Origin of the sequence: Bradyrhizobium sp. CCBAU 51753 (genome assembly GCF_015291565.1) — a bacterium.
Taxonomy (GTDB): Bacteria; Pseudomonadota; Alphaproteobacteria; order Rhizobiales; family Xanthobacteraceae; genus Bradyrhizobium; species Bradyrhizobium ivorense.
Genome location: NZ_CP030037.1, coordinates 1,337,350 through 1,361,344 on the forward strand (window position 1 = coordinate 1,337,350; position 23,995 = coordinate 1,361,344).

Annotated in this window: 33 protein-coding genes; 28 read left to right on the forward strand and 5 right to left on the reverse strand. The window is 65.8% G+C overall.

From position 1 onward, the window contains the following. Positions 1-95 precede the first annotated feature (95 nt). The 8 genes from XH93_RS06060 (at position 96) to XH93_RS06095 (ending at position 6,426) form a co-directional block, all read left to right on the forward strand. The gene (locus XH93_RS06060; protein ID WP_139480576.1) at positions 96-842 is read left to right on the forward strand and encodes a YebC/PmpR family DNA-binding transcriptional regulator; all 747 of its coding nucleotides are present in this window, start codon (positions 96-98) and stop codon (positions 840-842) included. A gap of 223 nt (positions 843-1,065) precedes the next feature. After that, positions 1,066-1,593 carry a crossover junction endodeoxyribonuclease RuvC gene (ruvC, locus tag XH93_RS06065; protein WP_194472817.1) on the forward strand — a complete coding sequence of 176 codons (528 nt, stop codon included), beginning with the start codon at positions 1,066-1,068 and terminating at the stop codon, positions 1,591-1,593. Between the two features lie 259 nt (positions 1,594-1,852). Continuing rightward, positions 1,853-2,470, forward strand: a complete 618-nt coding sequence (gene ruvA / locus XH93_RS06070; protein ID WP_139480578.1) for a Holliday junction branch migration protein RuvA — start codon at positions 1,853-1,855, stop codon at positions 2,468-2,470. After that, positions 2,467-3,516, forward strand: coding sequence for a Holliday junction branch migration DNA helicase RuvB (gene ruvB / locus XH93_RS06075; protein ID WP_139480579.1), 1,050 nt, complete (start codon positions 2,467-2,469; stop codon positions 3,514-3,516). The genes ruvA and ruvB overlap by 4 nt, the downstream gene beginning before the upstream one ends. A gap of 245 nt (positions 3,517-3,761) precedes the next feature. Further along, the gene (locus XH93_RS06080) at positions 3,762-4,679 is read left to right on the forward strand and encodes a metallophosphoesterase (protein ID WP_139858961.1); all 918 of its coding nucleotides are present in this window, start codon (positions 3,762-3,764) and stop codon (positions 4,677-4,679) included. Positions 4,680-4,745: 66 nt separating this feature from the next. Beyond that, entirely contained in the window at positions 4,746-5,195 is a 450-nt protein-coding gene (ybgC, locus tag XH93_RS06085; protein ID WP_139480581.1) for a tol-pal system-associated acyl-CoA thioesterase, read from the forward strand. An 85-nt stretch (positions 5,196-5,280) separates the two neighbouring features. Then, positions 5,281-5,748, forward strand: a complete 468-nt coding sequence (locus XH93_RS06090) for a nuclear transport factor 2 family protein (protein WP_194472818.1) — start codon at positions 5,281-5,283, stop codon at positions 5,746-5,748. A gap of 387 nt (positions 5,749-6,135) precedes the next feature. After that, positions 6,136-6,426, forward strand: coding sequence for a hypothetical protein (locus XH93_RS06095; protein ID WP_194472819.1), 291 nt, complete (start codon positions 6,136-6,138; stop codon positions 6,424-6,426). Between the two features lie 100 nt (positions 6,427-6,526). On the opposite strand, the gene XH93_RS06100 is transcribed toward XH93_RS06095, so the two are convergent. After that, positions 6,527-7,171, reverse strand: a complete 645-nt coding sequence (locus XH93_RS06100; protein WP_194472820.1) for a glutathione binding-like protein — start codon at positions 7,169-7,171, stop codon at positions 6,527-6,529. A gap of 98 nt (positions 7,172-7,269) precedes the next feature. Here XH93_RS06100 and XH93_RS06105 point away from each other — a divergent pair, with 98 nt between their 5' ends. The 5 genes from XH93_RS06105 (at position 7,270) to XH93_RS06125 (ending at position 10,394) form a co-directional block, all read left to right on the forward strand. Then, the gene (locus XH93_RS06105) at positions 7,270-7,944 is read left to right on the forward strand and encodes a TetR/AcrR family transcriptional regulator (protein ID WP_194472821.1); all 675 of its coding nucleotides are present in this window, start codon (positions 7,270-7,272) and stop codon (positions 7,942-7,944) included. 86 nt (positions 7,945-8,030) lie between these two features. Further along, positions 8,031-8,678 carry a dihydrofolate reductase family protein gene (locus tag XH93_RS06110; RefSeq protein ID WP_194472822.1) on the forward strand — a complete coding sequence of 216 codons (648 nt, stop codon included), beginning with the start codon at positions 8,031-8,033 and terminating at the stop codon, positions 8,676-8,678. A gap of 276 nt (positions 8,679-8,954) precedes the next feature. Further along, positions 8,955-9,371: a helix-turn-helix transcriptional regulator gene (locus XH93_RS06115; RefSeq protein ID WP_139858956.1), complete on the forward strand. Its 417-nt coding sequence runs from the start codon at positions 8,955-8,957 to the stop codon at positions 9,369-9,371. Beyond that, the gene (locus tag XH93_RS06120) at positions 9,352-9,843 is read left to right on the forward strand and encodes an SRPBCC family protein (RefSeq protein ID WP_210340446.1); all 492 of its coding nucleotides are present in this window, start codon (positions 9,352-9,354) and stop codon (positions 9,841-9,843) included. Before XH93_RS06115 ends, XH93_RS06120 begins: the two co-directional genes overlap by 20 nt. Positions 9,844-9,968: 125 nt before the next feature. After that, the gene (locus XH93_RS06125) at positions 9,969-10,394 is read left to right on the forward strand and encodes a VOC family protein (RefSeq protein WP_139858955.1); all 426 of its coding nucleotides are present in this window, start codon (positions 9,969-9,971) and stop codon (positions 10,392-10,394) included. Between the two features lie 203 nt (positions 10,395-10,597). On the opposite strand, the gene XH93_RS06130 is transcribed toward XH93_RS06125, so the two are convergent. Next, positions 10,598-11,563 carry a glyoxylate/hydroxypyruvate reductase A gene (locus tag XH93_RS06130; RefSeq protein ID WP_194472823.1) on the reverse strand — a complete coding sequence of 322 codons (966 nt, stop codon included), beginning with the start codon at positions 11,561-11,563 and terminating at the stop codon, positions 10,598-10,600. A gap of 90 nt (positions 11,564-11,653) precedes the next feature. Between XH93_RS06130 and XH93_RS06135 the strand changes: the two genes are divergently transcribed. From XH93_RS06135 to XH93_RS06160, 6 genes are all read left to right on the forward strand, one after another. Next, a complete protein-coding gene (locus XH93_RS06135) occupies positions 11,654-11,965 on the forward strand; it encodes a hypothetical protein (RefSeq protein WP_194472824.1) in 312 nt (103 codons plus the stop codon). A gap of 183 nt (positions 11,966-12,148) precedes the next feature. Then, positions 12,149-12,517 (forward strand): YciI family protein, encoded by a 369-nt coding sequence (locus XH93_RS06140; protein ID WP_139480591.1) that lies wholly within the window; start codon positions 12,149-12,151, stop codon positions 12,515-12,517. Beyond that, a complete protein-coding gene (locus XH93_RS06145; RefSeq protein ID WP_194472825.1) occupies positions 12,514-13,785 on the forward strand; it encodes an RNA polymerase sigma factor in 1,272 nt (423 codons plus the stop codon). Before XH93_RS06140 ends, XH93_RS06145 begins: the two co-directional genes overlap by 4 nt. A gap of 413 nt (positions 13,786-14,198) precedes the next feature. Continuing rightward, positions 14,199-14,609, forward strand: a complete 411-nt coding sequence (locus XH93_RS06150) for a DoxX family protein (RefSeq protein WP_194472826.1) — start codon at positions 14,199-14,201, stop codon at positions 14,607-14,609. A 33-nt stretch (positions 14,610-14,642) separates the two neighbouring features. Next, the gene (locus XH93_RS06155) at positions 14,643-15,179 is read left to right on the forward strand and encodes an SRPBCC family protein (RefSeq protein WP_139480594.1); all 537 of its coding nucleotides are present in this window, start codon (positions 14,643-14,645) and stop codon (positions 15,177-15,179) included. 79 nt (positions 15,180-15,258) lie between these two features. Then, complete coding sequence (locus tag XH93_RS06160; RefSeq protein WP_139858952.1) at positions 15,259-15,669, forward strand: VOC family protein; 411 nt, start codon at positions 15,259-15,261, stop codon at positions 15,667-15,669. A 229-nt stretch (positions 15,670-15,898) separates the two neighbouring features. On the opposite strand, the gene XH93_RS06165 is transcribed toward XH93_RS06160, so the two are convergent. After that, entirely contained in the window at positions 15,899-16,336 is a 438-nt protein-coding gene (locus tag XH93_RS06165) for a hypothetical protein (protein WP_194472827.1), read from the reverse strand. A 63-nt stretch (positions 16,337-16,399) separates the two neighbouring features. Beyond that, positions 16,400-17,413 carry a nicotinate-nucleotide--dimethylbenzimidazole phosphoribosyltransferase gene (cobT, locus tag XH93_RS06170; protein ID WP_194472828.1) on the reverse strand — a complete coding sequence of 338 codons (1,014 nt, stop codon included), beginning with the start codon at positions 17,411-17,413 and terminating at the stop codon, positions 16,400-16,402. A 130-nt stretch (positions 17,414-17,543) separates the two neighbouring features. Here cobT and XH93_RS06175 point away from each other — a divergent pair, with 130 nt between their 5' ends. From XH93_RS06175 to XH93_RS06190, 4 genes are read left to right on the forward strand one after another with little or no spacing between them, the layout of a single operon-like run. After that, entirely contained in the window at positions 17,544-18,374 is an 831-nt protein-coding gene (locus tag XH93_RS06175) for a hypothetical protein (protein ID WP_194472829.1), read from the forward strand. A 46-nt stretch (positions 18,375-18,420) separates the two neighbouring features. Beyond that, on the forward strand, positions 18,421-19,173 hold the full coding sequence (gene cobS / locus XH93_RS06180; RefSeq protein ID WP_194472830.1) for an adenosylcobinamide-GDP ribazoletransferase: 753 nt from the start codon (positions 18,421-18,423) through the stop codon (positions 19,171-19,173). Between the two features lie 5 nt (positions 19,174-19,178). Further along, positions 19,179-19,745 carry a histidine phosphatase family protein gene (locus tag XH93_RS06185; protein WP_194472831.1) on the forward strand — a complete coding sequence of 189 codons (567 nt, stop codon included), beginning with the start codon at positions 19,179-19,181 and terminating at the stop codon, positions 19,743-19,745. Positions 19,746-19,784: 39 nt separating this feature from the next. Beyond that, complete coding sequence (locus XH93_RS06190) at positions 19,785-20,030, forward strand: DUF3551 domain-containing protein (protein ID WP_194472832.1); 246 nt, start codon at positions 19,785-19,787, stop codon at positions 20,028-20,030. A gap of 50 nt (positions 20,031-20,080) precedes the next feature. Here the strand turns inward: XH93_RS06190 and XH93_RS06195 are convergent, their stop codons facing one another. Then, the gene (locus tag XH93_RS06195; protein ID WP_194472833.1) at positions 20,081-20,869 is read right to left on the reverse strand and encodes an SDR family NAD(P)-dependent oxidoreductase; all 789 of its coding nucleotides are present in this window, start codon (positions 20,867-20,869) and stop codon (positions 20,081-20,083) included. Positions 20,870-21,015: 146 nt separating this feature from the next. Between XH93_RS06195 and XH93_RS06200 the strand changes: the two genes are divergently transcribed. The 5 genes from XH93_RS06200 to XH93_RS06220 all read left to right on the forward strand — a co-directional run bounded on the left by XH93_RS06200 (position 21,016) and on the right by XH93_RS06220 (position 23,672). Further along, entirely contained in the window at positions 21,016-21,669 is a 654-nt protein-coding gene (locus XH93_RS06200; protein WP_194472834.1) for a glutathione S-transferase family protein, read from the forward strand. A gap of 130 nt (positions 21,670-21,799) precedes the next feature. Continuing rightward, on the forward strand, positions 21,800-22,171 hold the full coding sequence (locus XH93_RS06205) for a nuclear transport factor 2 family protein (protein ID WP_194472835.1): 372 nt from the start codon (positions 21,800-21,802) through the stop codon (positions 22,169-22,171). 142 nt (positions 22,172-22,313) lie between these two features. Beyond that, complete coding sequence (locus tag XH93_RS06210) at positions 22,314-22,730, forward strand: YciI family protein (protein WP_194472836.1); 417 nt, start codon at positions 22,314-22,316, stop codon at positions 22,728-22,730. A gap of 106 nt (positions 22,731-22,836) precedes the next feature. Continuing rightward, positions 22,837-23,262 (forward strand): YciI family protein, encoded by a 426-nt coding sequence (locus XH93_RS06215; protein ID WP_194472837.1) that lies wholly within the window; start codon positions 22,837-22,839, stop codon positions 23,260-23,262. 44 nt (positions 23,263-23,306) lie between these two features. Next, positions 23,307-23,672 (forward strand): YciI family protein, encoded by a 366-nt coding sequence (locus XH93_RS06220; RefSeq protein ID WP_194472838.1) that lies wholly within the window; start codon positions 23,307-23,309, stop codon positions 23,670-23,672. Positions 23,673-23,995: the final 323 nt, after the last annotated feature.

Sequence of the window (23,995 nt, forward strand, 5' to 3'; positions counted from 1 at the left end):
AAAGCGTCCCGCCGATGCTTTGATTTTGGCGGGTCACGGGCCTATAAGGCCGCGTTTTCCACCCCGTTCAGACCTACGATTCCAAGAGACGACGCATGGCCGGCCATTCCCAATTCAAGAACATCATGCACCGCAAGGGCCGGCAGGATGCCCAGAAGTCGAAGCTTTTCGGCAAGCTGGCCCGCGAAATCACCGTCGCGGCCAAGCTCGGCACTCCTGACCCGGCGATGAATCCGCGGCTGCGCGCCGCCGTGGTTGCAGCCCGCGCGGAAAACATGCCGAAGGACAATATCGATCGCGCGATCAAGAAGGCCGCGGGCAATGAGGGCGAGAACTATGACGAGATCCGCTACGAGGGCTACGGCCCCGGCGGCGTCGCCGTCATCGTCGAGGCGCTGACCGACAACCGCAACCGCGCCGCCTCCGACATCCGCTCCTTCTTCACCAAATCGGGCGGCAATCTCGGCGAAACCGGCTCGGTCGCCTTCATGTTCGACCGCACTGGCATCATCGAATATGACAAGAGTGTTGCCTCCGACGACGCGATGCTGGACGCCGCGATCGAGGCCGGCGCCGACGACGTGGTCTCCAGCGAGGCCGGCCACGAGGTCTACGCCTCGCAGGACACCTTTCGCGAGGTGGCCAAGGCGCTGGAGGCGAAATTCGGCGAGCCGCGCAAGGCGGCGCTGACCTGGAAGCCGCAAAACACCGTCGCGGTCGACGACGAGACCGGCGAAAAGCTGCTGAAGCTGATGGATCTGCTCAACGAGCACGACGACGTGCAGAACGTGTTCGCCAATTTCGAGATCTCCGACGCGCTGGTCGCCAAGATGGGCGGCTAGGCGTCGCGTCCTCGCCCCACACTCCGCTGTCATCGCCCGGCGCGACCGGGCGATCCAGTATTCCAGAGACCGGCGTTTGATCGGTGAAGCCGCGGCGTACTGGATCCCCGCTTTCGCGGGGATGACGAGCAGGGCTGGATGACGAGCACCGATGACACGCGGGGCAGGGGATGACGCTCCGTTTGTGTTTCGTTCTCGCAGGCAGAGGCGGTATCACTACCCCATGACAGTCCAGCCGATTCGCTCCCCCGTCCGCATCATCGGTATCGATCCGGGCCTCCGCCGCACTGGCTGGGGCGTGATCGAGACCGAGGGCAACCGTCTGGTCTACGTCGCCTGCGGCTCGGTCGAGCCGCCGGACGACCTGCCGCTGGCGAGCCGCCTGCTGGCGATCCATGAAGGGCTCGCCGCCGCGCTCGGCGACTACCGGCCGGCGGAAGCCGCGGTGGAGCAGACTTTTGTCAACAAGGACGGCGTCGCCACCTTGAAGCTCGGGCAGGCCCGCGGCGTCGCCATGCTGGCGCCCGCAATGTTCGGCATCTCTGTCGCCGAATACGCGCCGAACCAGGTCAAGAAGACCGTGGTCGGCGCCGGCCATGCCGAGAAGAACCAGATCCAGGTGATGCTGAAGATCCTGTTGCCGAAAGCCGAGCCGCCCTCCGCCGACGCCGCCGACGCGCTCGCGGTCGCGATCACCCACGCCCATCACCGCCAAAGCACCGCGCTGCGGCTGAAGGTGGCGAGCTTATGAGGGAGCGATGTGAGGTGACCACGCTGGTTGGGCTCCCTCCCCCCTTGCGGGGGAGGGTTGGGGAGAGGGGTAAGCCGCGGGCGCTGACTGCTGATCTGCCACGACGTATCAATGACGATCACGCGGTTCGCGCAACACGTTCGGCCACTGAGCAAGCGGCACCCCTCTCCCTACCCCTCCCCCGCAAGGGGGGAGGGAACCCTGCCGCCGGTGCCCTCCTCACACGAGCCGAAGCGAGCATCGAGCTCGGAATGGCGCGATGATCGGCAAGCTCAAAGGCCTGATCGATTCCTACGGCGAGGATTACGTGATCCTCGACGTCGGCGGCGTCGGCTATCAGGTGCATTGCGCCGGCCGGACGCTGCAGGCGCTGCCGTCGCCGGGCGAGGCGGCGGTGCTGTCGATCGAGACCTATGTCCGTGAGGACCAGATCAAGCTGTTTGGTTTTCGCAGCGATCACGAGCGCGAATGGTTTCGGCTGCTGCAGACCGTGCAGGGCGTCGGCGCCAAGGTCGCGCTGGCGGTGCTCGGCACGCTGCCGCCGACCGACCTCGCCAATGCAATTGCGCTGCGCGACAAGGCGGCGGTGGCGCGCACGCCGGGCGTCGGACCCAAGGTCGCCGAGCGCATCGTCAGCGAGTTGAAGGACAAGGCGCCGGGCTTTGCCAATGTCGATCCTGCGGTGGTGCATCTGTCCGGCGCGCTCGACAACAATCGCGCGCCGCGTCCGGTCACGGATGCGATCTCCGCGCTGGTCAATCTCGGCTACGGCCAGCCGCAGGCGGCCGCCGCGATCGCCGCCGCCTCGCGCAGCGCCGGTGAGAAGGCGGAGACCGCGCACCTGATCCGGCTGGGCCTGAAGGAATTGTCGAAGTGAACACGCCCTCCCGCATCGTCACCCCCGAACGCCGCACCGATGATGTCGGCGACACGGCGCTGCGGCCGCAGTCGCTGACCGAGTTCGTCGGCCAGGCGCAGGCGCGCAAGAATCTGTCGATCTTCATCGAGGCGGCGAAGAAGCGCGGCGAGGCGCTGGACCATGTGCTGTTCGTCGGTCCGCCGGGGCTCGGCAAGACCACGCTGGCGCAGATCGTGGCGCGCGAGCTTGGTGTCGGCTTTCGTGCGACGTCAGGTCCTGTCATCGCCAAGGCCGGCGATCTTGCGGCGCTGCTGACCAATCTCGAAGAGCGCGACGTCCTCTTCATCGACGAGATCCATCGCCTCAGCCCGGCGGTCGAGGAGGTGCTCTATCCGGCGATGGAGGATTTTCAGCTCGACCTGATCATTGGCGAAGGCCCGGCGGCGCGCTCGGTGAAGATCGAGCTGGCAAAGTTCACGCTGGTCGGCGCGACGACGCGCGCGGGCCTCTTGACCAATCCGCTGCGCGACCGTTTTGGCATTCCGATCCGGCTCAACTTCTACACCGAGGAGGAGCTGGAAAAGATCGTCACCCGCGGCGCCCGCGTGCTCAACATCGGCATGAGCCCTGACGGCGCCAACGAGATCGCGCGCCGCGCCCGCGGCACGCCGCGCATCGCCGGCCGCCTGCTGCGCCGTGTCCGCGATTTCGCCTCCGCCGCGGACGCCGACTCCGTCGATCGCGGCATCGCCGACCGCGCGCTGAGTGCGCTCGAGGTCGACAGCGCCGGGCTCGACGCGATGGACCGCCGCTATTTGACGACGATCGCACTCAACTATGGCGGCGGTCCGGTCGGGGTCGAGACCATGGCGGCGGCGCTGTCGGAGCCGCGCGATGCGATCGAGGACATCATCGAGCCCTATCTGATCCAGTGCGGCTACCTGCAGCGCACCCCGCGCGGGCGGCTGCTGACCTCGCATGCCTTCCGCCATCTCGGCCTCGCCGAGCCGAACCGCGACCCCGCGCAGTTCGGTCTGTTCGGCGGTAATGGCGACGACGACTAAGCTCGCTCCCGAAGACGTGATCAGTCGTGTTGGTGCGGCGCGCCGCCGCTGCCGGTAACGTTGACCGCTAACCATTGCAAAATCCCTGCAGACGTTCTGCACAAACGCGGCCCAATTCCGCTCCAATCCCGGGGCCATGGTTGTTGAGGCATGATCCGGAAAAGTGCGAAGCGGTTTTCCGAAGAGATCATGCCTAAGAGAAAGTTGAAGCGCGTCGCGCTTCAGGCATCACCGATCGAACGTCCATGATTTCACGTCGACATTTTTTTCGCTCCGTTGGCGGGTTGACCGCCGCCGCGGCCTCGACCGCGGCCTATGGCGTTAGCGAGCCGGTCGTCCGACTGGCGCTCACGCGCTATGATCTGTCGCCGCGGCAATGGCCGGCGAACTTTCCGCTCAGGATCGCCGCGCTTGCCGATATCCATGCCTGCGATCCCTGGATGTCGCTCGATCGGATCGCCGAAATCGTCGACCGCACCAACGCGCTGAAGCCCGATATCATCGTGCTGCTCGGCGACTATGTCGCGGGGCTGCGCCACGTCACGCGCTTCATTCCAGCTTCCGAATGGGCCGCGGTGCTGGCCGGGCTGAAGGCGCCGCTCGGCATCCACGCCGTACTCGGCAATCACGACTATTGGGACGACAAGACCGTGCAGCGCCAGGGGCAGGGTGTGCCGGTGGCGCGCCGTGCGCTGGAGCGGGCCGGCATTCCGGTCTACGAGAACGATGCGGTGCGCCTCACAAAAGATGGCCGTCCGTTCTGGCTCGCCGGCCTCGGCGATCAGCTTGCCTATATGCCGGCGCGGCGTTATCGCCAGATCGCGCGGATCGGCGCCGATGATCTCGGCGCGACGCTGGACAAGGTCACCGACGATGCGCCGGTGATTTTGCTGGCGCATGAGCCCGACATCGCGCGCCGCGTGCCGTCGCGCGTCGCGCTGCAGCTCTCCGGCCACACCCATGGCGGTCAGGTCCGGCTGCTCGGCTGGTCGCCGGCGGTGCCGGTGAAGCACGGCATGCGGCTCGCCTATGGGCATCTCAAGCTGAAATGCGACGTCATCGTCTCCGGCGGCCTCGGCTGCAGCATCATGCCGTTCCGACTCGGCGTGCCGCCCGAAATCGTGCAGGTAACGCTGGGCGGCAAGGGGCCGCTTGTGTCCTGACCGCGCTTGCGCCGGCGGCCGATTTTGCGCAATACGGGCGGTAGCTCAGCGCAACCGAGGGCGCCAATGACCTCACCCATTCTCGACGGCGAGATCCGCGACGGCCGCCACCACATGCAGGTCCGCGTCTATTACGAAGACACGGATTTTTCCGGCATCGTCTATCACGCCAATTATCTGCGCTTCATGGAGCGCGGCCGCACCAACCATCTCCGCCTGATGGGCGCCGAGCAGCAGGCGCTGTTCGAGGAGGCCGAGGCCGAGACCGGCGGCTTCGCCTTCGTGGTGCGCTCGATGACGCTGGATTTCCTCAAGCCCGCGCGGATGGACGACGTGCTCGACGTCGTCACCTGGCCGCTCGCGGTGAAGGGCGCCTCGATCATGCTGGCGCAGGAGATTCGCCGTCGCGATGACGTGCTTGTGAAGGCCGAGGTCCGCGTCGCCTTCATCAGCGGCGGCCGTGCGCAGCCGATACCGAAGCCGATCCGTGCGCTGATGAAGGCCGATATCGGCTAGCTATCGGCCGATAGGCGCGAGCCCATCGACTCTGCGCGCCACGGCGCTAGATTTGCATGAGCCCAACCGCCGCAAGGAGCCTTCCATGTCACGCCCGCCGCTGCCGCCGTTTACCCGCGAGACCGCCGCGCAGAAGGCGCGCATGGCGGAGGATGCCTGGAATTCGCGCGATCCGGCACGGGTCGCGCTGGCCTATACCGAGGACAGCCGCTGGCGCAATCGCTCCGAGGTGTTTGCCGGCCGCGAGGCCATTGTCGCCTTCCTCACCCGCAAGTGGGAAAAGGAGCAGGACTATCGCCTGATCAAGGATCTCTGGGCGTTCGACGACAACCGCATCGCGGTGCGCTTCCAGTACGAATGGCACGATGCTGACGGCAACTGGTTTCGTTCCTACGGCAACGAGCAGTGGGAGTTCGACGAGCACGGCCTGATGCGCCGCCGCGAAGCCTCGATCAACGACATCGCGATCACGGAGAAGGACCGCCGCTTCCACTGGCCCGCCCCGGGCCCGCGTCCCGCCGACGTGCCGGGACTTGGCACGGAGCCGTTCTGATCTAAGTAGCCCGGATGCAGCGAAGCGAAATCCGGGATCGGTTTTTCCGCGGATGAAGCGGCCCCGGATTGCGCTACGCTTCATCCGGGCTACGGAATCGTTTGTGCGGACGCATCGAAAACGTTTGCCAGTCTCGACGAAGATCGGTTTATTCTGGTCCGCGTTGCAACCTCACCGCGTCGCCGGATCCTTTCCATGCCAACGAAACGTTCTACGGCCGTTACAGTCGCAGGCTTCCTCCTCGCGACTGCCAGCATAGCCGTTCCTATCCAGCCAAGCGCGGCGAAAGGCAAAATGCGCGGACCCGATACCTGGGGGCCGATGTTCACATCCCAAGTCGAGCGGTGCTGGAAGCGACCTGTACGCGTCGGTGAGGAGGCAACGAACATGAAGGTTGAATTCATGATCGAGCTGACGCGAGAGGGCAAACTGAATGGGCAACCCGTGGTGTTGCCAGGAAGCAAGCCGGCCACGTCAGACTATGCTCAAGCCTATCAAAACAGTGCGCTGAAAGCGATCACCGAATGCCAGCCGTTCACTTTGCCGTCTGAATATTACGATCAATGGAAGAAATTTCAGCCTGTCTTTATAGACCTGCCGTCGGCTCCCACAGGGAACGCGCCGCCCGCGGGTGGGCAATTTGATACTCGCAAGCTTTCGATTTGCCGAGGATGCTGACGAAAGAGCAAGCAGCGCATTTGCGGAAGCGGCCCCTCACCCCAACCCTCTCCCCGTGAAGAACGGGGAGAGGGAGTGGAGAGAGCGATGACAAATCGCCTTACGCCGCCGCCTTGTGTCTTGCGAGCTCGGCCTTGTAGAGCTCGAACTCCTCCGCGATCGCCTTCGCAACCGACGGCCGTGTCCGCAGCCGCTCGTAATAGGCCTTCAGCGCTGGCCATTTTGCGAGCTCGATCGGCGGCGTCGCCATGGTCCAGTTGATGACGGTGACGAGATAGGCGTCGGCGACGCTGAAATGGTCGAGCAGGTAGTCGCGGCCCTTCAAATGGTTTTCGACATAGTCGAGCCGCGAACTGTACTTTTCCAGCGCGTAGCTCTTGGCTTCCGGCGGCGCCTTCTTGTCGAGCAGCGGCAGGAACAGGCCCTTGTGCAGCTCGGTGCCGATGAAGCACAGCCACTGATGCAGCCGCGAGCGTTCGACATTCGACGTGGTGCCGAGGCCGGCGCGCGGGAACTGGTCGGCGACATATTGCAGGATCGCGGCGTTCTCGGTCAGCACCACGCCGTCGTCGGTGCGCAAGGTCGGCACTAGGCCGAGCGGGTTGATCGCGTTGAAGTCGGAGCCGTCGGTCCGCACCTGTTTTGTCTTCGGATCGACCTCGAGGAAGTTGGCCGGCTGGCCGGCCTCGTACAGCGCGACGCGGGTCGCCATCGAGCAGGCGAGCGGCGAGAAATACAGATCCATGGGTGCCTCCTTGGGGTGTTCGGCGCGGGTGTCCCGGCCACGGTTGATTTTTGTACTGTCTTGCATAATATGGAATGCGTCAAGGAATTTAATGCGAAATGGTACAAAAAAATAAGCAGCCGCCATCTGCTGCCAAACCACAAGCTGCCAAAGCCGCAGCGCCCGCAGAGCCGAAGCGGCGCGGGCGGCCGCGCGCCTATGAGCCCGATGTCGCGCTCGGCCGGGCGCTCGAACTGTTCAGGCGCGACGGCTTTGCCGCCACCTCGCTCGATGATCTCTCCGCCGCCACCGGGATGAACCGGCCGAGCCTCTACGGTGCGTTCGGCGACAAGCGCGCGCTCTACATCAAGAGCTACCAGCGCTACCGCGACGAGGCGCGCGCCGCGATGATCGAGATTTTTCGCGCCGAGGCGCCGCTGCGCGACCGGCTGGCGCGCATCTACGCGATCGCGCTCGATATTTATCTCTCCGGCGCGTCAGGTCCGCGCGGCTGCTTCACGGTGATGACGGCGGCCTCCGAAGCAGTGTCCGATCCCGACATCCGCGCCATGGTGCTGGAAGGCCTGACCGAGATGGACAAGGCCTTCTCGACCTGCTTCCGGCTCGCCAAGGAGCGCGGCGAACTGCCTGAAGGCGCCGACCCGACCGCGCTGGCGCAACTCGCCTCCGCCACCATCCACACCATCGCGATCCGGGCCCGCGCCCATGTTCCGCGCAAGGAGCTCGAGGCGATCGTGCAGGGCGCCATCGACGTGATGTGCGGGCCGAAATAGCAGCGGAATTTCCCGAACCGCAAATGTCGGCGTCTGACTTTCCCGCCCGTCTTCCCTAGAGTGGCCACAAACGGAAGCGGAACACGATGGGAAAAGTCAGGACTTCAGCATTCACGGTCTCGATCGACGGCTTTGGCGCCGCTCCAAATCAGAGCCTGGAAAATCCATTCGGCGAGGGCGGCATGATTCTTCCCACCTGGTACCTCGGGACGCGAACGTTTCGCGCCATGTTCGGCCAGGATGGCGGTGGTACCGGGCTCGACGACGATTTCGCCCGCAAGTCGATGGAGAATGTCGGCGCCTGGATTCTCGGGCGAAACATGTTCGGCCCGGTTCGCGGCCCATGGCCGGATCATTCCTGGAAAGGCTGGTGGGGTGACACGCCGCCGTACCACACGCCGGTGTTCGTGCTGACCCATCACGCGCGGCCGGACCTCGAGATGCAGGGCGGCACCACCTTCCACTTCGTGACCGACGGCATCGAAGCCGCGTTGCGCCGGGCGCGCGAGGTCGCGCAGGGCAAGGACATCCGGGTCGGCGGCGGCGTGTCGGTGGTGCGGCAATTCCTGCAGGCGGGTTTGCTCGACGAGCTGCATCTGGCGCAGTCGCCGGTGCTGCTCGGCGCCGGCGAGAACCTGTTCGCCGGGCTGGATCTGCCGCGCCTCGGCTATACCGTCGTCGGGCATGTCGCGAGCCCGAACGCCACGCACCTCACCTTCGCGCGCAAGTCGTAGGCTCCTCTTCACCTCGCCCCGCTTGCGGGGAGAGGTCGCATCGCATCGGAGATGCGATGCGGGTGAGGGGGAGTCTCCGCGAGTGTGTCTCTCACCGTATGCGCGGAGACAGCCCCTCACCCCAGCCCTCCTAGAGCGAGCTTCGCTCGTCTCGGCCCCGTAAGAACGGGGAGAGGGAGCTTCGCGCCCGCGTCGCCGCCGAAAATCCGTCATTGACGCGCGCGCGATTTGGTCGTAGTTAACCGACAGGTTATTTAACCAATATGGAAACTACGGATGCAGCCGGACCCCCTGAGTTCGACCTTTGCGGCGCTGGCCGATCCGACCCGGCGCGCGATCCTGGCGCGGCTCGCGCTCGGCGAGACCTCGGTGATGGAGCTGGCAAAGCCGTTCGACATGAGCCTGCCGGCGATCTCGAAGCATCTGAAGGTGCTCGAGCATGCCGGGCTGATCTCGCGCGGGCGCGAGGCGCAGTGGCGGCCGTGCCGGATCGCGCCGGTCGCGTTCAGGGAGGTCGACGGCTGGCTCGGAAATTTCCGCCGCTTCTGGGACGAAAGCTTCAACCGCCTCGACGGCCTGCTCGAGGAGATGAAGGCGGAGGAGGCGGCCAAGGTAACGGCCAAGGCCTCGCCGCGGAAGAAATCCAAAGTCAGAGTAACCAAGGAGAAGCAACGTGGACGCACGCGTGGATAGGAAGCTGAAGGTCACCACCCCGTCGGACCTGGAAATCGCGATGACCCGCGAGTTCGACGCGCCCCGGCAGCTGGTGTTCGATGCAATGACAAAACCGGAATTCGTGGTCCGCTGGCTCGGCTGCGGCGCGATGACGATGCCGGTCTGCGAGATCGATTTGCGCGTCGGCGGCGCCTATCGCTACGTATTCCGCTCGTCCGACGGTATCGAGCACGTGTTGAGAGGAACCTACCGCGAAGTGGTGCGTCCCGAGTACGTCGTGTTCGGCGAAGTGTTTTCGATGCCCGGCTTTACCAGCGAGGAATACCAGGTGACGTCGATCTTCACCGAGATGGGCGGCAAGACCAAGCTGACGACGATCATCGAGCACCCCACCAAGGAGGCGCGCGACGGTCACCTCAATTCCGGCATCGAGAAGGGCGTCGAGCCCGCCTACGACCGCCTCGCCGACCTGGTTGCCGCGATGGCGTGAGCTGCGCGGTAACCGGACGCCGGGACAAAAAATTGCAGCACAATGTCGGATGCGGGCGGCCGCATCCGTCATCGTGCCGTGGCGGCTGCGTACCGCGGTCGCTGTTGTCAGGAAAGGCCCTCAACATGTCGCAGCCCGCCCAGGTCGTGATCCCGCATCTGGTGGTCAATGACGGCAATGCCGCCGTCGATTTCTATAAAAAGGCGCTCGGCGCCACCGAAGTCCTGCGCATGCCGGCGCAGGACGGCAAGCGGCTGATGCACGCCGAGATCAACGCCTATGGTGCCCGGATCATGCTGATGGATGATTTCCCCGAGCACCGCGGCACCCATGTCGATGCCGTGTTCCCGCCGGACCAACTCAAGGGTACCTCGGTGACCATGCATCTCGAGGTCGAGAATTGCGATGCCGCGGTGAAACGCGCCGCCGACGCCGGCGCCACCGTGACCATGGAACCGTGGGATGCCTTCTGGGGCGCCCGCTACGGCCGCGTCATCGATCCGTTCGGCCATTCCTGGAGCTTTGCCCACGCGCTGCCGGCGAAGGGGTAGCAGGCCGATCCCTCCAGCCGTCATTGCGAGCGAAGCGAAGCAATCCATGCTTCCGCGTGGGGAGCGATGGATTGCTTCGTCGCTTCGCTCCTCGCGATGACGCAAGGCTGTAGCCCGGATGGAGCGAAGCGCAATCCGGGATCAGTCTGTCCGCTGCAAAGACCCCGGATTTCGCTGCGCTGCATCCGGGCTACGGGTTGCCGTCAATACCCCCGCGTCCGATCCACCAAATTCTCCAGCGCGCCGCCGGCCTCGAAGCGGGCGATCTGCTGCGCGACGTATTTCGAGATCTCGTCGGCATCGGTGTCGGCGGCGTTGTGCGGCGTCAGCACCACTTTGGGATGGCTCCAGAACGGGCTCGCCGCGGGCAGCGGCTCGGTCTCGTAGACGTCGAGCGAGGCGGCGCCCAGCGTGCCGTCGTCGAGCGCGCGCAAAATGTCGGGCTCGTTCTGCAGGCCACCGCGGCCGGCATTGATCAGCACCGGCGCGCCGAGCGGGCTGTCGCGGTTCAGTCTGATAAAGACGTCGTGGTTGAGAACATGCCGCGTGTCCGGCGTCAGCGGCAGCAGGCAAACCAGAATGTTGCTCTGGCGCAGGAATTGATCGAGCCCGTCAGCGCCGTGGAAGCAGGCGATGCCGTCGATCTGCTTGGCGCTGCGGCTCCAGCCGACGACGCGGAAGCCGAGCGCCCGCAGTGCGCGCGCCGAGGCGGCGCCCAGGGTGCCGAGCCCCATGATGCCGACGGTGATCGCGCCCGCCGCCCACTGGTATTTCGGCGCCCAGCGCTTTTCCCGCTGCGATTCCCGCAGATAGAGCTCCTGACGGTGATGCATCAGCACATGCAGCACGACATATTCGGTCATGCGGTCGGTGAGATCGCCGACCGCGACCCGCACCAGCGGCACGTCGGGCAGCGAGCGGTCGGCCATCAGCGCATCGACGCCGGCACCGAGATTGAAGATGACTCGCAGATTTTTGAACGCGGCGAGCTCGCCCGGCTTCGGCTTCCACACCGCCGCATAGTGAACTTCGTCCGGATCAAGCGCTTCGTCCGGCAGCAGCACCACGGAGCGGTCGGGACAGACCGTGTCGAACCGCTTTTTCCAGCGCGACGACGACCAGTTTTCGGTGCCGCCGTTGACCAGCAGCGCCAGCGCGCCCTTACCCATCCAGATACCTCCGAGGTTTGTGTGACTAATGTCACAGAGCGGCTATCGACCACCCCGTAAAACTCCTGCCATCAACAGCGGAGAACTTCCATGCGCAAACTGGTCCTGATGTCAGCTTTCGTCCTCGCCTCAGTTGCGGCCGCCGAGGCCGGCCAGAGCCGCAGCCTCGTGCTCGCGGCCCACGAAACGCCTGCGCCGGCGGCGGAGACCGCGCCGGCTGCCGATCCGCAGGCGGCTCAGGCGCAGCAGGTCGAAGCGCCGCAAGCTCAGCCGCAGGCCGCACCGGCCGAGCAGCCAAAGCAGCAGGCCGCAAAGCCCGCGAAGAAGAGTTACGCGCGCCGCCGGGAGAGCGACGAGGCCAAGGCGCGCCGCATCGCCGCCCGCTACGGCGTCTATTGGTGATCACGACCGCAAGCTGCGGCCGGCGCCGCTGCAACGCGGCGTCGCATGACGGTTTGTGGATCGCGCTGACGTTCGTTCATCACGCGGAACGGTGCCGGTTCGCCGTCCCCAAAATTTCTTTGGACCCCTGTCGGTGGCGGGCATAATCGTTCGTTCTTGGAAATGAACGGAGATGCCTTCTCGATGCTGTACGCCATCCTCTGCTATCATGACGAAGATATGGTCGGTTCCTGGAGCAAGGAACACGACGCCGCCGTCATGCAGAAATTGTCCGTGGTGCAGGAAAAGCTCGCCAAGCAGGGCCGACTCGGCCCGGTGGCGCGGCTGCTGCCGACCACGGCGGCGACCACGCTGCGCAAGGACGACCCGCCGCTGGTCCTGGACGGCCCGTTTGCGGAGACCAAGGAACAGCTGCTCGGCTTCTACGTCGTCGACTGCAAGAACCTCGACGAGGCGCTCGACGTCGCGCGCGACCTCGGCAAGGCCAACCCCGGCGGCACCTATGAGATCCGCCCGGTCGGCGTGTTCCGGCCCGGGAGTGTAGAACAATGACCGACACCGCCTGGATCGATGCTGCGTTGACCTCCGCGCGTCCCCAGGCGGTCGGTGCGCTGCTGCGCTATTTTCGCAACCTCGACACCGCCGAGGAGGCCTTTCAGAACGCCTGCCTGCGGGCGCTGAAGAGCTGGCCGCAGAACGGCCCGCCGCGCGATCCCGCGGCGTGGCTGATCATGGTCGGCCGCAACGTCGCGATCGACGATATCAGGCGCACCAAGAAGCAGGAGCCGCTGCCCGACGACGACCAGGCGATCTCCGACATCGACGACGCCGAGGACGAGATCGCCGAGCGGCTCGACGGCTCGCACTACCGCGACGACATCCTGCGGCTCTTATTCATCTGCTGCCACAAGGACCTGCCGGCGACGCAGCAGATCGCCCTCGCGCTGCGCATCGTCTCCGGCCTCTCGGTGAAGCAGATCGCGCGCGCCTTCCTCGTCTCGGAGGCCGCGATGGAGCAGCGCATCACGCGGGCCAAGACGCGCGTCGCCGATGCCAAGGTGCCGTTCGAGACCCCGGGCGCGGTCGAGCGCAGCGAGCGGCTGGTCTCGGTCGCCGCGATGATCTACCTGATCTTCAACGAGGGCTATTCGGCGAGCGGCGACACCGCGGAAATCCGCAGCCCGCTGTGCGAGGAGGCGATCCGCCTGGCGCGCCTGTTGCTGCGGCTGTTCCAGAGCGAGCCCGAGATCATGGGGCTGACCGCGCTGCTGCTGCTGCAGCACGCCCGCGCCGCCGCGCGCTTCGACGCCGACGGCCAGGTGATCCTGCTCGAGGATCAGGACCGCAGCCTGTGGAATCAGAAGCTGATCGCCGAGGGGCTGGCGCTGATCGACAAGGCGATGCGTCACCGCAGGAGCGGGCCCTACCAGGTGCAGTCCGCGATCGCGGCGCTGCACGCCCGCGCTGAGAAGCCCGAGGATACCGACTGGGCGCAGATCGACCTGCTCTACGGCGCGCTCGAGATCATGCAGCCGTCGCCGGTGGTGACGCTCAACCGCGCGGTCGCGGTCTCCAAGGTGCGGGGCGCCGAAGCTGCGCTCGAAATGATTGAGCCGTTGGCGCCGCGGCTCTCCAACTACTTCCATTACTTCGGCGTGCGCGGCGCCTTCCTGATGCAACTCGGCCGCAACGAGGAGGCCCGCGTCGCCTTCGACCGTGCCATCGCACTCGCCAACACCACCGCCGAAGCCGCCCATATCCGCATGCATATCGACCGCCTGATGCGCGACAGCCAGCCGCGCAATGTGAAGGCGAAGTAGCAGCGCGGCGGCTTTGCTGTTCGAGTGCGGGTCGAGAAACTTCCCGTGTGATACCCCTCTCCCCAACCCTCCCCCGCAAGGGGGGAGGGAGCCCTGCCGCCGGTGGCTCTCTCACACGAGGGCGGAATATCGCGCGCCTATCACAGATCAATCCAGTGGGGTGTCGTGCGAACTTCCCTTAGATCCGATCAAGTGAGGTGAGCACGCTGGTCAGGCTCCCTCCCCCCTTGCGGGGGAGGGTTGGGGAGAGGGGTACGCCCCGGGCGCGTTGACCGACGCATGCGTCGCTCTCGCAATCCTGCCGCCACCTCCGCGCTCATCGCGCTCCCAAAAAATCTTCACCGTCTTTGTCGGTCCCGTACTCGCCCGTTCGTCATGGTGGCAGAACATCCTCAACCCTTGCGGAGCCTGTCATGTCGCTGATCATCGAGCCCGAACTTCCCAAGCCTGCCCGCATCACCGGCCGCGTCATGAGTGGCCTCGTCATCCTGTTTCTGCTGTTCGACGGCGCGATGAAGCTGATCCCGTTGCCAATCGTCACCGAGACCATGGACAAGATGGGCTACGGCGCGAGCGACGCGCTGGCGCGCAGCCTCGGCATCATCACCATCGTCTGCACGCTGCTGTATTCGGTGCCGCCGACCTCGATCCTTGGCGCGATCCTGCTCACCGGCTATCTCGGCGGCGCGATCGCATCCCATGTGCGGATCGACAGCCCGCTGTTCACGCACACGCTGTTCGGGCTCTATCTCGGCCTGCTGCTATGGGGCGGGCTTTATCTGCGCGACGGCAATCTGCGCGCGCTGATTCCGTTTCGCCGCTGAACACCTCTTCAACCATTGCTTAAGGAAACAGTCATGCTCGAGATCATTGGTATCATCGCCGTCATCCTCGCGATCGCGATTGCGGTCGTTCTCATCCTCGCCGCGACCAAGCCGAGCACGTTCCGCGTCACGCGCGCCGCCAGCATCAAGGCGCCGGCGGATCGGATCTTTCCGCTGATCAACGACTTCCATCAGTGGGTGGCGTGGTCGCCGTACGAGAACCGGGATCCCGCGCTGAAGCGGACCTATCAGGGCCCGCAAAGCGGGCAGGGCGCGGTCTACGCCTGGGACGGCAACAAGAATGTCGGCGCCGGCCGGATGGAGATCCTGCAGGCCGAGACGCCGTCGAAGATCGTGATCAAGCTCGACTTCTTCAAGCCGTTCGAGGGCCACAACACCGCCGAGTTCACAATGCTGCCGCAGGGCGATGCGACCAACGTCACATGGACCATGTATGGTCCGGCCGTCTTCATGTCGAAAGTGATGCAGGTGTTCATGAACCTGGATCACATGATCGGCAGGGATTTTGAAGTCGGCCTTGCCAACCTGAAGAAGCTGACTGAAAAGTAGGGCGTTTTCGAGCGAAGCGGACACCGGTTCGCATCAGGAAGACGCGTCAAACAAAAGTCTGGTACCCAAGGAGCACGCGATGCAGGTCAACCCCTATCTCTCCTTCGACGGCAATTGCGACGCCGCGCTGAAGTTCTATCAAAAGGTGCTCGGCGCGAAGATCGAACTGACCTTCCCCTACGGCGAGGGCAATGCCGAGATGCAGACCCCGCCCGGCTGGCAAAACAAGATCATGCACGCCAAGATCACGATCGACGGCGAGATCATCATGGCCTCCGACGCCCCGCCCGGCCACTTCCAGAAGCCGCAAGGTTTCTCCGTCGCGCTGCAGGTCGAGGATCCCGCTGATGCCGAGCGCCGCTTCAAGGCGCTGTCCGAAGGCGGCACCGTCACCCTGCCGTTCGGCAAGACCTTCTTCTCCAAGGGCTTTGGCATGTGCGTCGATCAGTTCGGCATCCCCTGGATGGTGAACTGTCCGCAGGAGATGTAGGGCCCGGTACCCTTGTCGGACCGTCATCCCCGCGCAACGGCCGTGCCGTTGTCGCTGGAGGTGGCCGCTTCTTCAGCGGTCCTCGAAGGATCGACGGCCCGGCTGGTGCCCGATTCATAACCGCTTCGTAGCCCGGATGAAGCGAAGCGCAATCCGGGTCACCGATCCGCGCGGGAAATTCCCGGATTGCGCTGCGCTCCATCCGGGCTACGACACTGTCAAGCGGGCCTCACCTGCATCTTGGATAGATCGCCGCGAGCTCGCGGCCGCGCAGCAACAGCAGGCGTGAGGTCAGCCCGCCGCGGCGGACGATCCAGCCGCGCACCGGTGCCGGATAGGCTTGCAGCACGGCCACCGAGGCTTCGGGCTCGGCGTAGATGCGGCCACGCCCGTCGATCGAGCGCGCGGCGTGGAAGCCGAGCACCGCGCGCCGCGTCACGCAGATGCGATCGTTCGGCACCATCGAGAGCACCAGCGTGCACGCCGACAGGCACGGGCCGTCGATCACCACGCGCTCGCCGGACTCGCGCACCTTCTCGAACAGGTCGATGAACGGGCCGACCTGTCCGCCCGGGCTTGCGAGGATGCGCACCTCGGCGTGCGCGGCGGGAATCACAGCGCCGAGCGCAGCCGCCACCAAGATCGTCCTGATTGCCACCATGCGCATCGGCAGTCCCCCTCGGTTGACGACGTCCGGCCCACTTACGCTAGCCCATGCGGCGACAATTTGTCAGCCCGCGCCGGACACCCCGGCTTCGGCAAAGGTCGCCATCCCGCCGTGGCAGGCGAGCGCCGCGCGCAGCAACAGGATCGCGACACCCGCGCCGGAGGCTTCGCCGAGCCGCATGTCGAGATCGAGCAGCGGGACAAGCGCGAGCTCGCGCAGCAATTCGCGATGGCCGAGCTCGGCCGAGACATGTCCGGCGCGGCAATGCGCGAGGCTGCCGGGCGCAAGCTTGGCCAGCGGCAGCACCGCTGACGTCGCCACAAAGCCGTCGAGCAGGACTGGAATGCACCGCGCCCGCGCCGCCAGCACCGCACCCGCGATCGCCGCGAGCTCGCGCCCGCCGAGCGCCATCGCCACCGCGAGCGGATCGTTGAGCCGGTCGCGATGGAATTTCAGCGCCGCATCGATCGTCAAACGCTTGCGCAACAGCCCGGCATCGTCGACGCCGGTGCCGCGGCCGGCCCAGCGCGCGCCGCGGCCGCCCATCAGGGCCGCGCACAGCGTCGCGGCCACCGTGGTGTTGGCGATGCCCATCTCGCCGACCACCAGCAGGTCGCATTGCTCCGGCACCGTGCGCCAGCCGGTGTCGAGCGCGAGCAGGAAATCCGCCGTGTCCATCGCCGGCGCCATCGTGAAATCGCGGGTCGGCCGCACCAATTCGATCGGCTCGATCCGCAACTCGGCGCCGGCCAGTTTCGCGATCTGGTTGATCGCAGCGCCGCCGGCGGCGAAGTTCGCCACCATCTGCGCCGTGACCTCGGACGGGTAGGCGGAAACGCCGCGCTCCGCGATGCCGTGATTACCGGCGAACACCGCGATGGTGATCTGGTCGAGCCGCGGCTGCTCCCGTCCCTGCCAGCGCGCCAGCCAGATCGCAAGCTCCTCCAGCCGGCCGAGGCTGCCCGGCGGCTTTGTCAAATTCCGCTGGCGCAGCGCAGCGGCCTCCGCGGCGGCGTCGTCACCTCCGGGCAGCTCGCGACAAAAGCCGCTTATATCGTCTAGGGTACTGAACTGCATGCGATTCCCTCGTCGAGCGGTGGGCTGGCCTTGGGCGCGTTGATAGCGAAAATCGGCCCCGAACGAAATTCGCGCTCCGCCATCCAGCCGGCCGTTGTATGGATGCGTCAGCGCCGGTAATTGGTTCGTGATGGAAGAGCATCCCCTTCTGCAAGTGGTCGCGAACTGGCCCGGTCGAGGTCCGACGCAACTCGCGTTCGAAGCCCTCGGTTTTTCAGTCCACCGTGCCTGGCAGGACAGGATGCGGCAATATTGCAGTGGGCAGCAGGCCGATCTGCTCGACCGCTACTGGGACGAAGTGGCGGTGGAAACCATGCAGTCGCTCGGGCGAGGCTCCTCCGACGAACGGTCGTTCGTCATCGAGCCAAAATACCGCTCGGCATTCCTGGACGATCTCTTTGCCGCGAGAGACTTTGTCGAGCCGAAGTTTCGGTATCCGCCCCTCATCAAATGCCTGTTTGAGCACTTCAAGAAGCTCTGGTACGACGCCCAGTTCCGCGACGGGGAGAACGCCTTTTTCAGCCGCTTGCTCCAGGCGGAAGTTGAGCGTTTTGGCATCCGGGCGACCGGCTGGTCCGGAACAAGGGGCGCCGTCATTCCCTTCCTGGAAACTTCTTGCGCAGAATTGAACTTCGAGCCTCGCGGTCGCCGCTGGCGGAAGAGGGCAGGTGACCTTGTGTTCGAGATCGGCGCCGATCTTGGCTACAATCAGTTTCGCGACAGATCACCCTTGAAGTTTCGAATCTACAACGCGCGCCAGCCAAAGTATGTCTTTGACCTTTGGTCTAGTGTGATGGATCGGCTGGTGCCTGGAGTTGAGCGATACTCTCCAGGCAGGACTGTCGATCAGTATCTTCTTGGAGTTAAGGCTTACATCGGGCTGTTCAACCTGATCGCCGAATCCCTTGCAAGTTCGCCCGCATCTCCTGAAAGGAAAATCGGACAGGAGGCGAGGTCATGATGCGGCGTCGGCGCTGCATCGTGATCAGGGTTCGCAGGCCTTCACAATGAACCAATGGCTCGACGATCTCAGGACCGCCACCGCCTTTCTGACCCGGCTGCCGATGCCGCATCCGGACGGCGCGCGGCCGGAGAATTTTGCCCGGGCGCAGCGGCTGTTTCCCGTTGTCGGGGCGCTGATCGGGGCCGCGATCGGGCTGTTCTGCCTGCTGCTGCGCGCGGTCGGCGTGCCGGACCTCGCGGCTGCGGCGCTCGCGCTCGGCGGCGGCGCGCTGCTGACCGGCGCGCTGCACGAGGACGGGCTTGCCGACGTTGCCGACGGCTTTGGCGGCGGCCGCGATGTCGCGGCCAAGCTCGAGATCATGCGCGACAGCCGGCTCGGCACCTATGGCGCGCTGGCGCTGCTGGTGAGCTTTGCCGCCAAGCTTGCGGCGCTGGCGGCGATCCCGAATGGCGTGGTGGTGCAGAGCCTGATCGCCGCGCATGCGCTGGGCCGCGGCGTGCTGCCGTGGCTGTCGATCAGCCTGTCCAATGCGCGCAGCGACGGGCTTGCGGCCAATGCCGGCCGGCCCGACGGCACGATTGCGGCGATCGCGGTGGTCATCGCGCTTGTGATTGCGTTTCTGATGCTTCCGTTCGCGAGCGCGCTGCTCGCCGCGATCGCGGCCGGCGCCGCGGCGCTGATCATGGCGCTGCTGGCCAAGCGGCAGATCGGTGGCCTGACAGGCGACGTGCTCGGCGGTGCCGAGCAGGTCGCGGAGACCGCGATCCTGTTGCTGCTCGCAGCGCGACTGGGGTGAGCGTGATGAATGGCGAAACCCGGCTCTGGCTGATCCGACACGCCCCGGTCGACGGGCCGCGCGGCGTGATCCACGCACCCGATGCGCCGGCCGATCTCGGCGATGCCGCGGCCTTCGCGGCGCTGCGCGCGCGGCTGCCGGCTGGCGGCTTCGCCGTCTGCAGCCCGGCGCGGCGCACAAGCGAGACCGCGGCGCGGCTCGGCCTCGCGGCGATCGAGGACGATGCCTTCCGCGAGCAGGATTTTGGCGACTGGACCGGCCGCCGCCACAGCGAGCTCGAAGCCGAGCTCGGCGCCGCCTATGGCGCGTTCTGGCGCGCACCGGCGACCAACCGGCCGCCCGGCGGCGAAAGCTTTGCCGATCAGATCGAGCGAGCGCGGGCCGGGCTCGCACGGTTGCCGGCGGGCGATGTCGTGCTGGTGGTGCATTCCGGCACCATTCGCGCGATGCTCGCGATCGCGCTTGAGCTTGCGCCGGAACTGGCGTTGCGCTTCGTCATCGACCCGCTGTCGCTGACCCGGATCGACCGGCTGCAGGGTGCCTGGCGCGTGGTCGCGGTGAACCAGCGGTGATATAGCCAGTGCAGGAGGGCAGGGTGCAGGAGGCCACACATGAAATTACTCGGAGCATTGCTGCTCGCGCTCGGCGTTCTCTGGACGACAAGGCCGGCAACGGCGCAAACCTATGATGCGCGCTACCCGATCTGCATGCGGGTTTACGGCGAGCTGATCGGCGAGCGGATGGACTGTCTGTTCACATCGATGGATCAGTGCCAGGGCGCCGCGGCGGGGCTGCCGGCGACCTGCCTGGTCAACCCCTATTACGCTGCCAGGCAGCCGCGCCCGCGCGGGTTTTGAACGGTGATCGTCGGCTCGCGTTCGCAAACCGCGGCCGTTGAGGGATTGCGCTACCCGTTGCGCCGCTGGCCGCGCAGCGTCGGCAGGCCGATGCCGGCGGCGTCAAAGCCGCCGTCGACGGCGAGGATCTGGCCGGTGATGTAGCTGGCGCGGTCCGAGCAGAGGAAGAAGATGGCGTCCGCCAGCTCCTCTTCCAGCCCGTAGCGATTCAGCGGGATCGCGTCGTGGTAATCGGCGCGGATTTCCGCCGTGTGCACGGCTTTCGCCATCGCGGTCTCGACCGGGCCGGGCGCGACGGCATTGACGCGGATGCCGAGCGAAGCGAGCTCGACCGCGAGCTGCTTTGTCAGATGCGCAAGCCCAGCCTTGCTGGTGCCGTAGGCCGAGCGCAGCGTCGAGGCGCGCACCGCCGAGATCGAGGTGATGTTGACGATAGCGCCACCGCCGTGCTCGCGCATCACGGGCGCGGCGGCCTTGGTGCACAGGAACGGGCCGGTGAGGTTGACCGCGATGATCCGGCTCCAGTCGGCGTCCGACGTCTCCAGCACCGGCGCGAACACCGCGACGCCGGCATTGTTGACCAGCGCATCGAGCCGGCCGAAGCGCTGGCTCACCGCAGCGACCGCCGCCGCCACGGCTCCGGCATCTGACACGTCGCAGGTCAGCGCCAGCGTGTCGTCGGGCTGCTCAAGCGCCGCGGCCGCACGCGCCTGCAACTCGCCCTCGATATCGAGCAGCGCGACGCGCCAACCCTCGGCGAGAAAGCGTTTGGCGGTTGCGAGCCCAATACCGCGCGCGGCGCCGGTCACCAGTGCGACTTTCTGTGCGGGAGAATTCATCAGGCGTCCGTCGTTCGAGGCCCGACCCGTCTGCGATCTTTGCCCGGTGATGTCAACCGCGCGGCCCAAATATCGCCGAGCTAAGATGTCGGCGCGGGACGCTCCGGTTCGTCCTGTGCCCGTGGACCAGATTGATGGAGTTCCGGATGTCACTTACACTGCATTACCACCCGCTGTCGTCGTTCTGCTGGAAGGCGCTGATCGCGCTCCACGAGAACGGTACGGCGTTTACGCCGAACCTGGTCAATCTCGGCGATCCGGCGCAGCGCGCCGCGCTGCTCGCGCTCTGGCCGATCGGCCGCTTTCCCGTGCTTGAGGACGCGACCCGCGGCGAGACGGTGCCGGAATCGAGCATCGTCATCGAATATCTCGACCGCCATTATCCGGGCGCCAAGAGGCTGATCCCCGAGGATCCCGCGCTCGCGCTGCAGACCCGGCAGCGCGATCGTGTCATCGACCTCTACATCCATCTGCCGATGCAGAAGGTCGTGCTCGACCGGCTCCGCCCGGCGGACCGGCGCGATCCCCTCGGCGTCGCGGAGGCGCGCGCCCAGATCCGCACCACCTACGCGCTGCTCGAACGTGAGATCGCGGACGGCGGCTGGATGATGGGCGAGCGCTTCACGCTGGCCGACTGCTCGGCGGCGCCGGCGCTGTTCTACGGTGACATGAACGAGCCGTTCGGCGACGGCCATCCGCGGCTTGCCGCCTATCTGGAACGGCTGAAGGCGCGGCCCTCCTTCGCGCGCGTGCTCGAGGCGGCCGAGCCCTATTTCGGCATGCTGCCGAAGGACGGCTGAGCGCGGTTCCGCCTCAAAAGAATCCCGGCCCGCTTGTCGCATTCGGGCCGCCCCGTTCGTCTTCCATCCGAGGCCCGGGTTCCGGAGCGATTGCCGCTTCGGATGCCTGGGCAACGCATGTGGAGATGACATGGCTGCAGCTGGCAACAAGGCGGAGACCATCCGCGCGATCTTCGCCGCCTATCTCGCCAACGACCGTGCCACGGTCGAGAACGCGTTTGCGGACGAGTTCCGCTTCACCTCGCCCTACGACGATGCCATCGACAAGCCGACCTATTTCGAAAGGTGCTGGCGCGACAGCAGCTGGATCGGCCGCCACGCGATCGAGCGCATCATGGTCGACGGCAGTGACGCCTTCGTCACCTATCATTGCGTCGCCAAGGACGGCACGCGCTTTCGCAACACCGAATTCTTCGTGTTCGACGGCGACAAGGTGCAGCGCATCGACGTCTATTTCGGCCCGGAATACCGGGACGGCGCGCTGGTCAGGCGAGAACGCTGAAGCATGATCCGAAAAACTGCGCGACATCGCGCCGCAATGACCTGGCAAATAATTTCATCGGGCGTGTCGGCGCGGCAAGGTCCGCATCGTCTTTCAGGCGAGCAGCGACCGAAACCGGCCTTGAGGACAACGGAGCAGGACGATGAAGTTCATGGTGATCGTGAAGGCGAACAAGGACACCGAGGCCGGCGTGATGCCGAGCACCGAGCTGCTCGCCGCAATGGGCAAGTTCAACGAGGAGATGGTCAAGGCCGGCGTGATGCAGGCCGGCGAGGGGCTGCATCCGAGTGCGAAGGGCGCGCGCGTGAAATATGCGGGCGGGCAGGGCACCGTGACCCGCGGGCCGTTCAGCCTCACCAGCGATCTCGTCTGCGGCTTCTGGCTGATCGAGACCAAATCGCTCGACGAGGCCATCAACTGGATGAAGCGCGCGCCGTTCGACGGCGGCTCCGAGATCGAGATCCGCCAGGTGTTTGCGGCGGAGGATTTCGGCGAGGCGCTGACCCCCGAATTGCGCGAGCAGGAAGAGCGCCTGCGTGCCCAGACCACGAAGAAGTGACGAAGCGTTATTTCGGGGCGGCCCGCAGGGCCGAACCCGGAATCCAGAAGTTGTTGCATGAGATTCCGGGCAGGCCCCGGAATGACAGCGGAAAAAGGAACCAACAATGCGTTTCATGATGCTGATGATCCCGCACGGCTACGAGACCGCGCCGGCCAAGCTCGACCTCGACCCCGAGCGCGTCGCCGCGATGATGAAGTACAATCAGGCGCTGAAGGATGCCGGCGTGCTGATCACGCTGGAAGGCCTGCATCCGCCGGCGACCGGCGCGCGGGTCAGTTTCGCGAGCGGCGAACCTGTCGTCACCGACGGTCCGTTCATCGAGGCCAAGGAGGTGATCGGCGGCTTCTGGATGATCGACGTCGCCTCGCGCGCGGAGGCGATCGCATGGGCGAAGAAGTGCCCGGCCACGGCCAACGAGGTCATCGAGATCCGCCAGGTCCAGGAGATGGGCGACTTCTCCGAGGAGGTGCAGCAGGCGGCGGCCACCTTCGAGCACCCGCAGGGCGGCTGGGGCAAGGCGCTGCGCTGATCCATCGACAGATTATCAATCAACCAGCCACAATGGAGCATACGATGAGCACCAACACTTTCGTCGCGATCTATCTCGGCGGCGGCCACACCGGCAGCCGCATGGCGGCCTGGAATGCGATGCCCGAAGCCGAGCGGCGCGCCAAGGAGCAGCAGGGCATGGCGGCCTGGGGCGCCTGGGTCGAACAGCACAAGGACGTGCTGGTCGAGATGGGCGGGCCGCTCGGCAAGACCAAGCGGGTCGGCCCCGGCGGGATCGCCGACATCTCCAACCTGATGACCGGCTTCACCATAGTGCGCGCCGAGTCGCACGAGGCCGCCGCAAAACTGTTCGAGAACCACCCGCACTTCACGATCTTCCCGGGCGAAGCGGTGGAGATCATGCCGGTGCTGCCGATCCCGGGCCGGTAAGGTCTTCGTAGCCCGGATGCAACGAAGCGAAATCCGGGGGCGGTCTCTCCGTCGCGAGGTCACCCCGGATTGCGCTGCGCTCCATCCGGGCTACGGACTGAGCGAGCCGCCGCAGCGATATCTCCCCGTCATCCTGAGGTGCGAGCCTTGCAGCGCAATTGCGCTGCCCGGCGAGCCTCGAAGGATGAATCGGCCCGGCTGGTGGCCGTCGACCCTTCGAGGGCCGCTGAAGAAGCGGCCACCTCAGGGTGACGGGGTGAGGAAGCGTTCGCGGCGGAAGCGGTCCGTTAATCTTGATCGGGGCCGCATCCCGCCGCTAGTGA

Excerpts from the sequence above, each read along its gene's own strand:
- XH93_RS06060 (WP_139480576.1), top strand. The coding sequence starts at position 96 with ATGGCCGGCCATTCCCAATTCAAGAACATCATGCACCGCAAGGGCCGG.
- ruvC (WP_194472817.1), top strand. The coding sequence starts at position 1,066 with ATGACAGTCCAGCCGATTCGCTCCCCCGTCCGCATCATCGGTATCGAT.
- ruvA (WP_139480578.1), top strand. The coding sequence starts at position 1,853 with ATGATCGGCAAGCTCAAAGGCCTGATCGATTCCTACGGCGAGGATTAC.
- XH93_RS06080 (WP_139858961.1), top strand. The coding sequence starts at position 3,762 with ATGATTTCACGTCGACATTTTTTTCGCTCCGTTGGCGGGTTGACCGCC.
- ybgC (WP_139480581.1), top strand. The coding sequence starts at position 4,746 with ATGACCTCACCCATTCTCGACGGCGAGATCCGCGACGGCCGCCACCAC.
- XH93_RS06090 (WP_194472818.1), top strand. The coding sequence starts at position 5,281 with ATGTCACGCCCGCCGCTGCCGCCGTTTACCCGCGAGACCGCCGCGCAG.
- XH93_RS06095 (WP_194472819.1), top strand. The coding sequence starts at position 6,136 with ATGAAGGTTGAATTCATGATCGAGCTGACGCGAGAGGGCAAACTGAAT.
- XH93_RS06100 (WP_194472820.1), bottom strand. The coding sequence starts at position 7,171 with ATGGATCTGTATTTCTCGCCGCTCGCCTGCTCGATGGCGACCCGCGTC.
- XH93_RS06105 (WP_194472821.1), top strand. The coding sequence starts at position 7,270 with ATGGTACAAAAAAATAAGCAGCCGCCATCTGCTGCCAAACCACAAGCT.
- XH93_RS06110 (WP_194472822.1), top strand. The coding sequence starts at position 8,031 with ATGGGAAAAGTCAGGACTTCAGCATTCACGGTCTCGATCGACGGCTTT.
- XH93_RS06115 (WP_139858956.1), top strand. The coding sequence starts at position 8,955 with ATGCAGCCGGACCCCCTGAGTTCGACCTTTGCGGCGCTGGCCGATCCG.
- XH93_RS06125 (WP_139858955.1), top strand. The coding sequence starts at position 9,969 with ATGTCGCAGCCCGCCCAGGTCGTGATCCCGCATCTGGTGGTCAATGAC.
- XH93_RS06130 (WP_194472823.1), bottom strand. The coding sequence starts at position 11,563 with ATGGGTAAGGGCGCGCTGGCGCTGCTGGTCAACGGCGGCACCGAAAAC.
- XH93_RS06135 (WP_194472824.1), top strand. The coding sequence starts at position 11,654 with ATGCGCAAACTGGTCCTGATGTCAGCTTTCGTCCTCGCCTCAGTTGCG.
- XH93_RS06140 (WP_139480591.1), top strand. The coding sequence starts at position 12,149 with ATGCTGTACGCCATCCTCTGCTATCATGACGAAGATATGGTCGGTTCC.
- XH93_RS06145 (WP_194472825.1), top strand. The coding sequence starts at position 12,514 with ATGACCGACACCGCCTGGATCGATGCTGCGTTGACCTCCGCGCGTCCC.
- XH93_RS06150 (WP_194472826.1), top strand. The coding sequence starts at position 14,199 with ATGTCGCTGATCATCGAGCCCGAACTTCCCAAGCCTGCCCGCATCACC.
- XH93_RS06155 (WP_139480594.1), top strand. The coding sequence starts at position 14,643 with ATGCTCGAGATCATTGGTATCATCGCCGTCATCCTCGCGATCGCGATT.
- XH93_RS06160 (WP_139858952.1), top strand. The coding sequence starts at position 15,259 with ATGCAGGTCAACCCCTATCTCTCCTTCGACGGCAATTGCGACGCCGCG.
- XH93_RS06165 (WP_194472827.1), bottom strand. The coding sequence starts at position 16,336 with ATGCGCATGGTGGCAATCAGGACGATCTTGGTGGCGGCTGCGCTCGGC.
- cobT (WP_194472828.1), bottom strand. The coding sequence starts at position 17,413 with ATGCAGTTCAGTACCCTAGACGATATAAGCGGCTTTTGTCGCGAGCTG.
- XH93_RS06175 (WP_194472829.1), top strand. The coding sequence starts at position 17,544 with ATGGAAGAGCATCCCCTTCTGCAAGTGGTCGCGAACTGGCCCGGTCGA.
- cobS (WP_194472830.1), top strand. The coding sequence starts at position 18,421 with ATGAACCAATGGCTCGACGATCTCAGGACCGCCACCGCCTTTCTGACC.
- XH93_RS06185 (WP_194472831.1), top strand. The coding sequence starts at position 19,179 with ATGAATGGCGAAACCCGGCTCTGGCTGATCCGACACGCCCCGGTCGAC.
- XH93_RS06190 (WP_194472832.1), top strand. The coding sequence starts at position 19,785 with ATGAAATTACTCGGAGCATTGCTGCTCGCGCTCGGCGTTCTCTGGACG.
- XH93_RS06195 (WP_194472833.1), bottom strand. The coding sequence starts at position 20,869 with ATGAATTCTCCCGCACAGAAAGTCGCACTGGTGACCGGCGCCGCGCGC.
- XH93_RS06200 (WP_194472834.1), top strand. The coding sequence starts at position 21,016 with ATGTCACTTACACTGCATTACCACCCGCTGTCGTCGTTCTGCTGGAAG.
- XH93_RS06205 (WP_194472835.1), top strand. The coding sequence starts at position 21,800 with ATGGCTGCAGCTGGCAACAAGGCGGAGACCATCCGCGCGATCTTCGCC.
- XH93_RS06210 (WP_194472836.1), top strand. The coding sequence starts at position 22,314 with ATGAAGTTCATGGTGATCGTGAAGGCGAACAAGGACACCGAGGCCGGC.
- XH93_RS06215 (WP_194472837.1), top strand. The coding sequence starts at position 22,837 with ATGCGTTTCATGATGCTGATGATCCCGCACGGCTACGAGACCGCGCCG.
- XH93_RS06220 (WP_194472838.1), top strand. The coding sequence starts at position 23,307 with ATGAGCACCAACACTTTCGTCGCGATCTATCTCGGCGGCGGCCACACC.